General features: G+C 59.9%; 12 protein-coding genes. 11 read left to right on the forward strand and 1 reads right to left on the reverse strand.

Translation table 11 applies throughout. The features are described 5' to 3' along the window. Positions 1-702 precede the first annotated feature (702 nt). On the forward strand, positions 703-933 hold the full coding sequence (locus tag EAV90_RS41895; RefSeq protein ID WP_430644764.1) for a DUF3551 domain-containing protein: 231 nt from the start codon (positions 703-705) through the stop codon (positions 931-933). A gap of 142 nt (positions 934-1,075) precedes the next feature. Here EAV90_RS41895 and EAV90_RS34100 read toward each other — a convergent pair whose 3' ends face one another. Next, on the reverse strand, positions 1,076-1,975 hold the full coding sequence (locus EAV90_RS34100; RefSeq protein WP_129145904.1) for a LysR family transcriptional regulator: 900 nt from the start codon (positions 1,973-1,975) through the stop codon (positions 1,076-1,078). 133 nt (positions 1,976-2,108) lie between these two features. Here EAV90_RS34100 and EAV90_RS34105 point away from each other — a divergent pair, with 133 nt between their 5' ends. The 10 genes from EAV90_RS34105 to EAV90_RS34150 all read left to right on the forward strand — a co-directional run bounded on the left by EAV90_RS34105 (position 2,109) and on the right by EAV90_RS34150 (position 14,624). Further along, positions 2,109-2,633 carry a hypothetical protein gene (locus EAV90_RS34105; RefSeq protein ID WP_129145905.1) on the forward strand — a complete coding sequence of 175 codons (525 nt, stop codon included), beginning with the start codon at positions 2,109-2,111 and terminating at the stop codon, positions 2,631-2,633. 4 nt (positions 2,634-2,637) lie between these two features. Further along, positions 2,638-3,840, forward strand: coding sequence for an efflux RND transporter periplasmic adaptor subunit (locus EAV90_RS34110; protein ID WP_245509679.1), 1,203 nt, complete (start codon positions 2,638-2,640; stop codon positions 3,838-3,840). Continuing rightward, positions 3,837-6,950, forward strand: coding sequence for an efflux RND transporter permease subunit (locus tag EAV90_RS34115; protein WP_129145906.1), 3,114 nt, complete (start codon positions 3,837-3,839; stop codon positions 6,948-6,950). Before EAV90_RS34110 ends, EAV90_RS34115 begins: the two co-directional genes overlap by 4 nt. A gap of 93 nt (positions 6,951-7,043) precedes the next feature. Then, a complete protein-coding gene (locus tag EAV90_RS34120; protein ID WP_129145907.1) occupies positions 7,044-7,691 on the forward strand; it encodes a hypothetical protein in 648 nt (215 codons plus the stop codon). A 514-nt stretch (positions 7,692-8,205) separates the two neighbouring features. Beyond that, on the forward strand, positions 8,206-9,177 hold the full coding sequence (gene mbfA / locus EAV90_RS34125; protein ID WP_129145908.1) for an iron exporter MbfA: 972 nt from the start codon (positions 8,206-8,208) through the stop codon (positions 9,175-9,177). 15 nt (positions 9,178-9,192) lie between these two features. Beyond that, on the forward strand, positions 9,193-10,053 hold the full coding sequence (locus EAV90_RS34130) for a hypothetical protein (RefSeq protein WP_129145909.1): 861 nt from the start codon (positions 9,193-9,195) through the stop codon (positions 10,051-10,053). 37 nt (positions 10,054-10,090) lie between these two features. Next, positions 10,091-10,621, forward strand: a complete 531-nt coding sequence (locus tag EAV90_RS34135; RefSeq protein WP_129145910.1) for a cytochrome b — start codon at positions 10,091-10,093, stop codon at positions 10,619-10,621. A 521-nt stretch (positions 10,622-11,142) separates the two neighbouring features. Then, positions 11,143-12,318, forward strand: coding sequence for a chloride channel protein (locus EAV90_RS34140; protein WP_208738565.1), 1,176 nt, complete (start codon positions 11,143-11,145; stop codon positions 12,316-12,318). A gap of 1,028 nt (positions 12,319-13,346) precedes the next feature. Next, positions 13,347-13,799, forward strand: coding sequence for a hypothetical protein (locus EAV90_RS34145; protein ID WP_129145912.1), 453 nt, complete (start codon positions 13,347-13,349; stop codon positions 13,797-13,799). A 528-nt stretch (positions 13,800-14,327) separates the two neighbouring features. Continuing rightward, positions 14,328-14,624, forward strand: a complete 297-nt coding sequence (locus EAV90_RS34150; protein ID WP_129145913.1) for a hypothetical protein — start codon at positions 14,328-14,330, stop codon at positions 14,622-14,624. Positions 14,625-14,669 lie beyond the last annotated feature (45 nt).

A 14,669-nucleotide genomic window follows, 5' to 3' on the forward strand; every position in this document is an offset into this window, starting at 1 on the left:
GCCGGAACGGCGTCCCACGTCCGGTCGCATCATACCCTGACCTCTTATCGTAGCCAGGCGAAACCATCAGACGGCTTGGCCATTCGCCGCTCAGCCTACGCAGCGCCGCCGCGAATCCAATACGACGATACGCCGAGCTACAACGATCCGTCCAAGTTTGGTGGCCAGTCTTTGGGAATGGATCCATAGAGCGCACGCGCATCGGCTTTGCGACAAATCCAAACGTCGAAGGTGTCGGTCAGATGACCTCGCGGCAGGGGATGTAGTGTCTCGGTTTGCAGCGGCGTTTCGCCGGCGAGCTTTTACTGGCGGAGCTATTCGTCTTTCATTCGTCCTTGCGTCTGGGTGCGTTGGGCGTTGGAGCAACACAGTTTCGCAGATCGACCTCACTTTAATGAGGAAAGCAACTCGACCGCAGGCCCAGTGCCGCTTTTTCCCCGAGGACCTCTTCGATCAGGACGAACGTGTCGTGACCGATCACGAGGATCACAGAAATCGACAAGTCTCTCGCCGGCTGACCGTTCGATCAGCGTGACGGGCATTGCCGCACGGGCACACATTCCTCTCCTGAATTGAGGGATGAGGACAATTCATTTGTTTAATGTGGGCGAGGCCCGTACTTCGCTCTTGTGAGTATCTGCTTCAACACTTTCGGAGAAGACTATGAATATGCTCCTGCGCCTTGGCACTTGGCCGCTCGCAATGGCTTGCTGCACAATACTGGTTCTCACCCAAATGCCCGGTGCTCAAGCTGCGTCCGGCGCAAAGGAAGACTGGTGCATTACAAGCGGCTCTTCGGCTGTAAAAACGTGCGGCTTCGCGAGCCTAGAACAATGCCGGGCGACCAAGGAGGGGATCGGCGGGTCTTGCTATCGCGCGTCCTCAGCCACCGCATCCAATGCTCACGCTTCCGCCAATTCTCCGAAGAACTGAGCTTCTGCGGTTCGCCGGTCGCGCGCAGATGCGCGCGGCCGTCGCCGAAACTCAACCATTGCGCTCGCAGCGAGAGCTGCCTACTGAAGCAGCGCTCCTTGCATCGTTCGCGTGGTCGGAGACTCATGGACGTCGGGGCATGTCAGAGCGTCGCGGTGGCCGCGGCAATCGTGTCCCGCAACCAGCGATGCGCAGGGACGTCGTCAAAGCGCCGGTGCCACATCATGATGCTGCGCAGTTTTGGAGCATTGAAGGGAAGCTCGCGAATTTCGATCGGATAGGCCCGACGAAATTCCTGCGCGAGCTTGCGCCCCAGAATTGCGATGAGATTTGACTGAACCAGCACGGCTCCTGCGGAGAGATAGGGGACGTCCAGTGCGATGGAGCGGGCAGCCTTCCGCGGCTTGAAAGCCTGATCCATGAAGTCAAGATCCTCTCCGCTGGAGCTGATCGCAAGGTGCTGTGCGCCCTCGAGCGCCTCGAGGGTCAACTTCTTCCGCAAGGCAGGGTGGCCGCTTCTCAGCACCGCGACATAATGATCGTCGACCAGCAGTCGAGAGGCGAAGCGTTCGGCGGCGATATCCCGTCCCGCGACGACAACATCAAGCTCGCCGCGGTCGAGCTTGTCCGGGAGATTCAGGGTGCCGCTCGGAACGAACGAAAGCCGCAACATCGGAGCCTGCGCGCGGACGGCGGCTATGATCGGGCCGACAGCAACAACTGCGGCATAGTTGTTCACCGCAATGTTGAACCGCCTCTCCGTTTTGACGGGGTCGAAGGTATCGCCCTCGATGGCAAGTTGCAGATCGTTCAGTGCCTTGCGAATCGGAAGCGCGAGTTGCTCCGCGCGCGGCGTCGGCACCATTCCTGTGGGGGTACGGATAAACAGGTGGTCCTTCAAGACATGACGAAGCCGGTTGAGGGCATGGCTCACAGCCGGCTGACTGATCGCCAGCGCATCCGCTGCCCGTACGACGCTTTGTTCGCGAAGGACGGCATCAAACACCAACAGGAGGTTAAGGTCGAGATTACGAAGGCGCATTAGCTCACATTCGGTCTGCGAATTGCGGAATTAGGACAATTCATTTGAATCATATGATATCGCGCCCCAATATCCAATCATGTCCTTGACTATAAATAATTCAATCCGGCCCTTGCGACGGGGCGCGAGAGCCATGGTGGCGCTTCTGGCGGAGCCGGATGTTCTGCTCGCAATGGCCGACAATGTCTCGCATTGGTGGCAGCTCACGCCGTCTGCGATGTGGTCGACGATTCGTCTGCCGACGAAAGTCACAAAGAACATCCCGGAGATCGTCGCAGGGCTAATCCGGCAAAAGAGGATGGGGCCGAAGCAGCTGATCCTGCTTACCGCCGGCGAGGCGGGGCACCAAGCCCTCGAGCTCGTGCTCGAGGGCGCGCTCGAGTGCGCAGGGATTCTGACCATCGACATCCCGTGCGATCCGCTTCCATTCCCAATTGGCCGAACCGCGGCGGCTATCCGGGTTGTGGTGCGTCAGCACGGGCCGAGTTTTTGCCGAGATGCGCTTCTTGGTCAGTTGCAACGGGCTGATATCGACCAGCGCATCATCGCGCTCAGTCCGGTGACGGGAAACAAGCAACAGGCGATGGCGAGCGCGGCGGAAAGTTTCCTGCTGGAACTGGTTGCGATGGTCGGCCGCCAAAGCGGAAGCGAGGTCTGACCGCATGCTTACGCGACGCATCAAGGCGGGCAGCGCGGCTGGGCTGGTCCTGGCCTCAATCGCGCTCGGGGCGTATTTTCGCTACCAGCCGAGCCCCGCCGTTGGCAGCACAGTGGGCGAGCCCATTGGCGCTGCGAAGGCGCCGCCTGCGGTTCCCGTCGCCGCAGCCAGCGCAATGCAGTCAGATGTGCCGATCGTTGTTGAAGGCCTCGGCACCGCGACACCGCTCAATACTGCGGTCATACGGACGCAGGTGCAGGGCACGCTCGAGAGCGTCGACTTTGTCGAAGGGCAGGAGGTACAGCGCGGCCAGGTGCTGGCCAGGATCGATCCACGTGTGTACAAGGCCCAGGTCGATCAGGCGAAGGCCGCACTGGCGCGCGACGAGGCCGCGCTGAAGAACTCAAAGGCAAACCTCGCGCGCACGCAGCCGCTGGCGGATCGAGGCTTCGCCACTCAGCAACAGCTTGACACGGAGAATTCGCAGGTCGCACAGGGCGAGGGCACCATCCAGCTTGATCGCGCTGCACTTGAAGCTGCGGAAGCCCAATTGAGCTTCACGACCATCACGGCGCCGTTCGATGGCGTAACGGGGATTCGCCGCATCGACCCCGGCAACGTCGTCCAACCGTCGGATGCGAACGGGCTTGTGGTTCTTACACAGCTGCAACCCATCGGGGTGATCTTCACGCTGCCCTCGACCGAAATCCCGAACGTGCAGAAGGCGATTGCGTCCGGGGAGGCGGCAGTCGACGCTTACGACGCGTCGAACCGGCACAAGCTCGATCATGGCAGGCTGCTGCTGATCGACAACCAAGTCGACAGTTCGACTGGTACCGTGCGCCTGAAGGCTTCATTTCCCAATACGAACCGGACGCTCTGGCCGGGTGCCTTCATCAACATGCATCTGGCGATTGCCGTCCGAAAGAATGCGATAACTGTGCCGCTGACGGCGGTCCAGCAGGGCCCGAACGGTGCGTTTGTCTATGTCGTTGGGGCTGACCACAAGGTGACGGCACGAAGCGTTATTGCCGGACCCTCGCGGGCGGGCAGGGTGCTGATCGAACAGGGGCTCGCCCCGGATGAGACGGTCGTCACCGCCGGCCAATATCGGCTCAGCGAGGGCACGACGGTCGACATCGTTCCAGTCAGCCAAGGCAGCCGTGTGCAGGACGCCACCACAGCAAGTGCGGGGATGCTGCCATGAATGTTTCGCACGGTTTTATCCGCAAGCCCATCGCGACCGCGTTCCTGACGATCGGGATCACGCTGATCGGCACGATCGCCTTCTTCAAGCTCCCAGTCTCGGCATTACCGACCGTGGATACGCCGACAATTCAGGTTACGGCGCAATTGCCGGGTGCCGACCCGCAGACGATGGGCTCGTCGGTAGCGACCCCCCTGGAACGCCAGTTCGGTCAGATCGCGGGCCTCACCGGAATGACATCCAGCAGCGGCCTTGGCAACACCCAGATCACGCTGCAGTTCGCAGTCAACCGCAGTACCGACGCGGCGGCTCAGGACGTGCAGGCCGCGATCAACGCGGCGTCCGGGCAACTGCCCAAGAACATGCCGTCTCCGCCGATCTTCCGAAAGATCAATCCTGCTGACGTGCCGGTGCTCCTGATCGCGCTAATGTCCGATACCGAGCCGCTGACCAAGGTCAATGATTACGCGGACAGCATCCTGGCGCAGAAACTGTCGCAGGTCCCGGGCGTGTCGCTCGTGACTATCGGCGGCGCTCAAAAGCCTTCGATCCGGGTTCAGGTGAATCCGGCAAAGCTCGCCGCAGCAGGGCTCGATCTCGAGCAGTTGCGCGCGACCCTTGGCGTCGTCACGGTCAACCAGCCGAAAGGTGTGCTTTATGGAGCTCAGCAATCCTATACGCTTGCCACCAATGATCAGGTCCTGACGGCCAAAGATTATGAGGACCTCATTATCGCCTATCGGAATGGCGCGCCTGTCCGTCTTCGGGACGTTGGCCGTGCGATCGTCGGGGCCGAAGACATCACCTTGCACGGCTGGTTCAACGACAAGCCCTCGATCGTTCTCGCGATCCAGCGCCAGCCCGGGGCGAACGTCATCAGCACGGTTGACCAAATCAAGCATATCCTTCCGCAACTGATTGCCAGCCTGCCGTCCGATATCAAGGTCCAGATCGCGTCGGACCGCACCCAGACGATCCGAGCCAGCGTCACCGACGTTCAGTTCACGCTTGTGCTGACCATCGTCTTGGTTGTCGGCGTGATCTTCCTGTTCCTGCGCAACCTATGGGCCACCATCATCCCGGGCATCTCGGTCCCGATATCGTTGATCGGCACTTTCGGGGTGATGTACCTCCTCAAGTACAGCCTCGACAATCTGTCGCTGATGGGACTTTCGATCGCAGTGGGTTTCGTCGTGGACGATGCTATCGTGATGATCGAGAATATTTCGCGGCATATCGAAGAGGGGATGCCGCCGCTTGAGGCCGCGCTCAAAGGCGCAGGCGAGATCGGCTTCACGATTATTTCGATATCGATATCCCTCGTTGCGGTATTCATTCCGCTGCTCCTGATGGGCGGCATCATCGGCCGCATGTTCCAGGAGTTCGCGGTGACGGTGTGCGTCGCCATCGCAGTGTCGGTGATTGTTTCAGTCACGCTGACGCCGATGATGTGCGTCTACCTTCTTGGTTCAGCGCATGATGCCAACCCGGGTGCCTTATCGCGCGGTCTCGAACGCGGTTTTGTTGTGATGCAGGCCGGCTACGAGGCCGTGCTGCGCCTTGCCCTGCGCTTCAAGCCCGTGACCATGGCGGTGATGCTCGCCAGTATCGCGGCAACCGGCGTGCTCTTCGTCGCGATTCCGAAGGGATTCTTCCCCCAGCAGGATACCGGAATGATTGCAGGCATCACGGAGGCCTCGGCGGACGTATCGCCGAGCCAGATGGCAGAGCTGCAGCGTAGCGTCATTGACATCATCTCCAAGGATCCTTCAGTTGCGAACGCAACGGGGTATATCGGGCCCGGCGGTCCGACCGTTACCGAGAACAACGGCCGTCTTTTCGTACTCCTCAAGCCGCGGGAGCAGAGAAAATACTCGGCAGACGAGATTATCCGACAGCTCGATGCCAAGCTGCAGGCGCTCAAGGGCATCCAGGTCTTCATGCAGGCAACGCAGGACATCAATCTGGCAAGCCGGCTGTCGAAAACGCAATATCAGTTCACGCTGACGGATGTTAACCAGGACGAGCTCAACAGCTGGGCCGCTAGGTTGTTTGCCAAGTTAAAAACGTTGCCGGTGCTGGCGGATGTTGCCAGCGACCAGGCGAATGCTGCCCGCCAGCTTAAAGTCCAGATCGACCGGGATGCGGCTTCGCGCCTGGGGATCGATCCGGCGGCAGTGGACAACACGCTTTATGATGCCTTCGGCCAACGGCACGTCGCCCAGATCTTTACGACGCTGAACACTTATTATGTCGTCCTCGAGGCTGATCCGTCATTCCAGCTTGGGCCTTACGCGCTGAACCGGATCTATGTCCGCTCGTCCGCGGGATCGATGGTCCCCTTGAGCCAGTTCGCGTCGATCGGCTACGGCGCGGCGCCGCTCGCGGTCAACCATCAGAGCCAGTTTCCCTCCGTCACCCTGAGCTTCAATCTCGCACCTGGCGCGGCGGTGGGCACCGCCGTTGCTGCCGTGCAGAAAGCGGCCTCCGATCTGCATATGCCCTCTACTGTTGTCACGAGCTTCCAAGGCAACGCGCAAGCGTTTCAGTCGTCGCTGGCGAGCACTCCGATCCTGATCGTTGCCGCGATTATCGCCGTGTATTTGATCCTGGGTATGCTCTATGAGAGCGCGATCCACCCGATCACAATCCTTTCGACGCTGCCATCTGCGGGATTGGGCGCTCTCTTGGCGCTTTCTGCATTCGGATTCGGGCTCGATGTCATCGGATTGATCGGAATTATCCTCCTGATTGGCATTGTGCAAAAGAACGGCATCATGCTGATCGACTTTGCTCTCGACGCCGAGCGTCACAGGGGCCTCACAGCCGAGGAATCGGCGTTGGAAGCTTGCAAGATCAGATTCCGTCCGATCCTTATGACGACGATGTGCGCGCTGCTCGGAGGTGTCCCATTGATGGTCGGCACAGGTACGGGCTCGGAATTGAGGCAGCCTCTCGGTTTCGCAATTGTTGGCGGCCTGATCGTCTCACAGTTGCTGACGCTGTTCACGACTTCGGTCGTCTACATCTATCTCGACAAGGTCAGCCACTGGTTTGGGCATCAGCGTCGCTCTCGGGTGCCGTCAGCGAAGACGCAGATTGCAGCATGACTATGTATCGTCGCTCGACCTCAGCGGTGGAGAGGACCAGGCTTGCCAATGATATTGTATAGTAGAGTTGAGAGAGCACTGGCGCGCAATCGGGTGTCGTCTGAGGGGACCGACGCGGTTCCGGATGTCACGATTGCGTTCTGGAGAAACAGGGTTCTCGCCGCGGCCGGCGGCGGGATTCTGGGCGAGGCGCTCAACCGAATCTACTTGCATCGCTCCGGACGTGTGATTGTTGCATTGCTGCTTTGTTTTAGTGGTGCACTCGTGTTGCGAGCCGCAACACGACAGTTTCGGCGTGCGACCTTCTGGTCAGCCATGTTCGCGGCGGGCGTGCTCAGCGCGGTGCTAGCGCGGACAATTGACGAAGCCTTGGGCCTTGGTGATGCCGCTGCGAGCCTGCAAATCGTTCCGTTGCTCGTGATATCGTTTGTGATTTGCTACCGCAAAACTGGAGCATTCGGTGCGCTCACCGATCGTCCAGTCGATGAATTGTTCTTCTGGCCGATAGCGGCGATCGCTCAGACCCTCGCAAGCGCATTGGCCGATTGGACCGTTGATCCCGGCGGACCAGGTTATGGCCGCGCTCTCCCAGTCATCGCGTTCGGCCTATTGACCACGATCGCGCTTGCGTTGTTCACGCGCGTTCCACGTGCCGCGCTCTTTTGGATTGTGTTCCTGCTGACAGGGCTGGGCGCCGCGCTTGGAGGAGCATACGGCTACCAAATCCTTTGCGGCGATTGAACATGGCAAGCCGTTGCTATCAGAAGTGTACGAGATTACGGCCGCAAGATCCTTCGCGAAGGTTGCGCGCGCGGCCCGAATGGCCGCACCGCCGAAGAGCTTCGGATCGCGATGGCAGAGGCTGAGGACAACTCCGTGCCGATGCCGTTGGCAGCCTCGTCCAGGATCGATTGGTCGGGGTCATGACGCGAAGCCGGGCTGATCTCTCGACTGGTCGGCGCTCGAGTTGCTCGCGGCGTGCGATGCCGGTTTCGTCTCTCGCCGGTGCGAGCCGTGGGTTGACGCGCGGTTGCGGCCGTCGTGGTCCCGATCGCGTTTGCCCCGGCGACGTGCAACCGCGCGCATGCCCACGGACGTCTCGGCGGCGCCGGCCAACTGTGCCGCAGGAGCCGTCGATGTAGGTCACGCGGTCGCTCTCGACGTTCTCACAAGATCGCGAAGCGGCAGCGCGACGATTTGACCCCCGAAGAATGACCACGTATACAGTTTAGAACGATTCTAAACAGGGTGCAATGTGAAGAGCTTTGCTGATTTGAGTGAGCGTGAGGTTCTCGCGGTGGCGATCTCCGCCGAGGAGGAGGACAGCCGCATCTACATGAGCTTCGCGGAGGATTTGAAGGATCGGTATCCGGATTCGGCAAAGCTGTTCGAGGAGATGGCTGAGCAGGAGCATGGCCATCGCCACATGCTGCTGGAAATGTACGAACAGCGCTTTGGTCCGCATTTGCCGCCGATCCGCCGCGAGGACGTAAAGGGATTTCTGCGGCGCCGCCCGATCTGGCTGACGAAAAACCTGCCGCTCGATGCCATCCGCAAAGAAGTCGAGACCATGGAGTTCGAGGCCGAGCGCTTCTACGCCAAGGCAGCGGAGCGGGCGAAGGACATCAATATACGCCGATTGCTCGGCGACCTCGCTGAAGCCGAGAAAGGCCACGAGCATACTGCAGTCAAACTGACCGGCGAGATCTTGAAGCCGGATGTGCGCGCCGAAGAGGACCGCACGCACCGCCGCATGTTCGTGCTGCAATATGTGCAGCCGGGCCTTGCCGGGCTAATGGACGGTTCGGTCTCAACGCTGGCGCCGCTGTTCGCCGCGGCCTTCGCCACGCACCAGAACTGGCAGACGTTCCTGGTGGGGCTAGCCGCCTCCATCGGCGCCGGCATCAGCATGGGCTTTGCGGAAGCGCTCTCTGACGACGGTTCGCTCACGGGGCGTGGCTCGCCCTGGCTGCGTGGGCTGACCTGTGGTGTGATGACGACGCTCGGCGGGCTCGGTCACACCGCGCCGTACCTGGTGCCTGACAGCTGGCCCAACGCGTTCTGGATAGCAACGGCAATCGCCAGTGTCGTCGTTTTCTTCGAGCTCTGGGCGATCGCCTACATCCGCGCGCGCTACATGGACACCCCATTCCTGCAGGCGGTGTTCCAGATCGTGCTGGGCGGGGCGATCGTGCTCGGGGTTGGGATCCTGATCGGAGCGGCCTAAGCTGCAAGTATCGCAATGAAACTGCCACCCCCGCTCATTCCAGCAAAGGCGCTGCACCTCGTCGGTGCATTCGCGTTGCTTGTTTCGTCACAGTCCGCAAAGGCCGTCGACGAGATCCAAGTCTACAATGCCGGCATTGCCGATGTCGGCCAATTCACGATCCAACAGCACCTCAACTATGTTGCGGTCGGGCAGAAGGACCCGCCATTTCTCGGCGGCATTCCGTCCAACCATAGCCTCAACGGCACGCCCGAGTTCGCTTATGGAGTCACCGACTGGTGGGAGCTTGGGCTCTATTTGCCGTTCTCAATCCAGAATCAACAATTTCTCTCGGACGCCTTCAAGCTGCGCACACTGTTCGTGGTGCCGCATGCGGCAGATCGCAATTCCTTTTACGGCGTGAATTTCGAGTTCAGTCACGAGATGCCGAAATTCTCGCAGACCCGGTTCGGGCTGGAGATTCGGCCCGTGCTCGGCATTCGCAACGAGCTGTATGAGTTGATCGTCAATCCGATCGTGGATGTCGGATTCGGCAGGAATGGCGAGGTGGACTTTGCGCCGGCCGCGCGCGTCGCCCGCAAGTTCGGCGACGATCTGTTCGCCGGTCTCGAGTATTATGCCGATCTCGGCGAAATTGGGAACTTCAAGAAAGTCTCCGAACAGTCGCACATGCTGTTCGCGGTGACTGATTTCAAGATCGGCGAGTTTGGCGTGAACTTCGGCGTTGGCTACGGGTTGACGCCGGCGTCCGACCGGCTGGTGGTGAAAACCATCCTCGGTTATGCATTCGCGGTGCCGGGGCAGGCATCCGACGGCAGCGCGCGCTCGCCAGGACCGATCAATCCGTTCGCGCACGCGCGGAGCTTCCAACCCTGAACTGGCACGCTTCCGCAAGATCTTGCGAGAAAAATCCATGACTGCTCGCCTTCATTACGGCACGCCTGCCAAGGTGTTTCACTGGCTTATCGTTGCGCTGCTCGCAGTTCAATATCCGATCGGCTGGCTGATGCCAGACATTCACCGCGGCATGCAGCCGGGCACGGCAATGACATTTCACGTCTCGATCGGCCTTGCGATCCTGCTTCTCACCGCTCTCCGCCTAGCCTGGCGTATCACCCATCCCGTCGCGCCCGAGAGCTCGTTACCGTCCTGGCAACGTTTGAGCTCGGAGGCGGTGCACTGGGTGCTGTACGTGCTCGTGCTTGCGACCACCATCTCGGGCTGGCTGTTCGCGTCCTATCGCGGCTGGTCTATATCGTTCTTCTATCTGACGCCACTGCCGACGCTGGCTTCCGATAACGCTGCGGCGGGACGAGCCATCGACGGTTGGCATCAGGCCGCCGAATGGACGTTACTGGTCGTGATCGGGATCCATGTCGCGGCTGCGCTGGCTCACGTCTTCATCTACCGCGATCGGGTGATGCACCGGATGCTGCCCGGCTGATTTCCCCCGTGGCGGCATGCGAGGGACGATTGGTTAGCGCAGCGGCTCCGACACCAACTTGTCAAGCCCGGCAGCGACGCAGCGTGAGTTCAGCGATCAAGTTTCTCTTGAACGGTGAGTTGCGGGCAAACGAACGGACAGACACCGATAATCTCGTCTTGTAAGTTCAGGCATTGGATCTTGGTCGCGGCTGCGATCCAAGCGAACCACGCGAACAAATGATCTTTCGATGCGATGGAATAGATCCGGAATTTCGGATTCGCACGACAGTCGCCAGGGGAATGACAACGAAGGCACTACATTCTTCTCGTCGGAAGAAGGCGCCTCGGCAAGACAGATTTCGCACAAGGGCAAACATGCGAGAACGGCGACTAAGTGCTATTCTGCTCTTTACAGCACCACGGAGCGACTCTGCCGACGCAAGCCCCGAAACGCCAGCAGGGGAGCCTTCCGGTGGGACGTCGCTGCGGTGCCTCGCGGCCGTCACCCTCTTAACAGGTCTTGGCGCCGGCCTGGCTGGCATGGCGCTTGCCCTGTTGCTGCACCTGATTCAGCATTTCGCGTATGGCTACAGCCTGGAGGGAATCACTAGGAACGAAAGCTTTCTGCAGGGCGTCATGGCAGCTGCTCCCGCTCGTCGTGTCGCGGCGCTACTCAGCTGCGGCTTGGTCGCCGGATGCGGTTGGTGGGCAGTCTACCGGTTCGGCGTGAAGGAGGTGAGCATCAAAGACGCCGTCGCGCCGGGCGGCCCACCCATGCCCTTTCTCACCACTATGGCTCATGTGCTGCTGCAGATCGCGACAGTGGCACTCGGCTCGCCGCTTGGGCGCGAAGTGGCGCCGCGCGAGATCGGCGCACTGCTAGCTGGTTGGTTTTCATGTCGCGGTGGTCTCGGCGCCGGGGAAACTCGGATCATGATCGCCTGCGGCGCTGGAGCCGGACTCGCCGCAGTCTACAACGTCCCGTTAGCCGGGACCGTCTTCGTGCTGGAGGTGCTCCTACGCAGCATTCATCCTACTGTGGTCATTCCTGCTATCGTCACCTCGTGGATCGCCACGGTGGTCGCTCGAACTGGACTGGGCGATGTAGCCCAGTATCGGATCCCAGATTACCAGATCAGCGTGGCCCTAGTCGTTTGGTCGGTGCTCGCCGGACCGCTCATCGGTGTCGCTGCCCATCAGTACGCGAAAATGGCGAGATGGGCACGTGCCAATGCGCCCCACGATGCACGCCTGATCCCTTGGTGTCTCACTATTTTTGGCGTTATTGGAGTGATCACGATCTGGCTCCCGCAGCTGCCGGGCAATGGCAAGGGGCCTACAGAGCTCGGTCTGGGAGGAAACATTACAGTGGAGCTCGCTGCGCTGCTTTTGGTGGCGAAGCTCGTCGCAACGACAGGCACCCTGCGCGCCGGAGCCGAAGGGGGACTCTTGACGCCCAGCCTTGCGATCGGCGCATTGCTCTCGGTCGTGCTCGGCGCTGGTTGGAATCTCGCAGGCTTCGCCGTACCGGAGGGGGCTTACGCGATAGTAGGCGCCACAGCTTTCCTCGGAGTCTCAATGCGGATGCCCATCACCGCTATGATGCTAACATTTGAGCTTACGCATCTTTCACAGGATTTCGTGATCCCCATCATGGCAGCGACCGTCGGCGGCACAGCGGTGCAGGAATGGCGTTGTCTGGTGTGCAGCACCTGAGATCGTCAATTTGTCTGAGCAGAGAAGAAGTCTTCGAGGAGTGCTAATCTGCGTATGCAATCCGATTTGAAGCCCTTTTTAGTGATCCATTCGTCGTAAATTTGACGGAGATCCCGACGCCATGGAGTCGCCGACCAGCTAGGTGAAGTTGGCTCGCTGCCGTCGTCGGAGCGATATTGGTCATGACAAAATTGGAAGAGCGCGCAATTGAGCTGGTCCGGTCTCGCCGGAAATAGCACTGAAATATATCTAGGCAGGGTGCTTGCTGTATACGACTTTTCTCCGCAGACTCCGCGGCATGGGGGTGAGCATGCACCCTTGCCCCCTAGCCATTTTCCTCCGGTGCATTGGCTAAACAAGAGAAAGAGAGGTGCATGAATGCCCCCCGCACTCACGGTCCGAAATTGGACTCGCTTCCAACACTACAGAGACAGAACGCCGCCTTGGATAAAGCTCCACTATGAACTTTTTGACGTCGCCCGATTGGGTGATGCTCGACGATGCTAGCAAGCTGCTAGCGATTGTTTGCATGCTGGTAGCATCACGCAGGTCCCCAACAATTCATCATACATTCAAAAAGTCGGGCAACTCGCTCGCCTGCCAAACTTCAAACCACTGATTGAATGTGGATTCCTCGAAGTTGGAGCATCTGCTAGTGCCTCGCTAGCAGATGCTAGCTCTCGCGCGCGCTCGCAAGAGACAGAGGCAGAGACAGATAAAGAGACAGATAAAGAGACAGATAAACCCCACACCCCTCAACCAACGAAAGCATCCAAACATGGATCAGCGCCTGCAGTCCGTCTTGAAGAGTTTCTGTGAAACAGCAACGGCTGCCCGCCAGCAGAGTGGGGGGAGTGGGCTCACGGTAATCTCGGATGGGATGCCCAGCGAGTCAGCCGAGAGTGGGACGAGTTTGCCGACTACTGGACCAGCGGCAATGCCGTCGGCGGCGGTCGCAAATCAGACTGTCCAGCAACTTGGCGCTCTCACTGTCGCCGCTCCGCGAACCGCAAATGGAGGCCGAGCAAATGTCGGTGGCGCTGACCAGGGGCTTGCTGCCGCCGCTCTCCATCATGGATCAACACAGCCTGGTAGCGGCGTCGATACCGGGCAAGCGACCGCCGGCAGTGCCGGTCCTGACGGAGGAGGAGAGATTGACCACTGCCCAGGCAGTGAAATCCCTTTCTGAGATCCTTCAGCCAGCGAAGATGCGCGGCACCGAGCTGGAGCAGGCCATCACCTCGATGTTCGCCGTGATGAACGTCTACACGGGAGACCAAGCCAAGCTCACCCTGCAGCTGGCGGGGTGGTGCCACTACCTCGAAGACTTCCCGCTTTTTGCCATGCGCAAGGCCGCGAAGTGGACCGTGGTCGGCCGGACAAAGCTGCCCAGCGTTGCCGAGTTTATCGCTGACGTTCGGTGGAGTGGAGTGTTGGTGCGGGACCGGCTATTGCGAGGTCTGCTTGTCCAGCAGGGCTGAGTTAGTTCCGCCGCGCCGAGAATATAAACTTCTGGCGAACAACCTCTCGCTGTGGTTGATGACGCCTGCGGACAGCGCTGTCCGTAATCTACTAGTCGCCCGTGCACTGGCGGCGGAAACGAGGTCCAATATGCTCATAAGCATTCGGATCAAGATCATCCTGACACGGTGATCAAATAAAGGGGATGGTCAGAGCTCCCCGATTAAGGATTACATTCGGTTAGAGACTATTCAGAGAGGCCGTCCTTCGGGGCGGCCCTTTCGTTTTGTGGGCGTCCCCAAATGCTCTTCGCTGCACTGCAATAGTAGAAATCAGCTTATCCGGCGCCGGGTGTTTCCAACAGTGGAGACACGGCATGTACACCTCTCTCGAAATCACCTTCTGGGGCACGAAAATCGTGGCGATCGGCTGGCCGGCCGTCGCCGCAGCTTTCCTGCTCGGCGTGGGAGTTCTTCTGATCCGCCGTTTTTAGGCCATTGAATCGTTGTTCTTGTTTGGTTCTATTGGGACAAATCCCAGGTTTGGATATGCCGACACTCGAATACATCCGCTCGGAGATCGAGCGCATGCGCGTGCAAATAGGACGACAGCGCAAAGAAATCCTCCAGCTCCAACGGGCCGGGATAGGGACGGCTTCGGCGGAAGCCCTGCTGTCTCGGATGCAGGCGAAGGTCGATGATCTTTGCGCGCAGCGGGATCAGTTGAAGAAAGTGGCGCCGCCTGAGACCCGGAAGCGTGTGCTTGTCAACGGCGCACGGAATCTCCTCAGAAGTGGCGCCGCAAAATTCCCCAGTTGGCGGGATGGCGATCAGCCGTCGACGTGATCAGCACCTCCGTCTTTTGGTGGCCGGCCCCGCCGTTTCAGGGTC

It is taken from the genome of Bradyrhizobium vignae (genome assembly GCF_004114425.1).
In the GTDB taxonomy this organism is placed as follows: Bacteria; Pseudomonadota; Alphaproteobacteria; order Rhizobiales; family Xanthobacteraceae; genus Bradyrhizobium; species Bradyrhizobium vignae.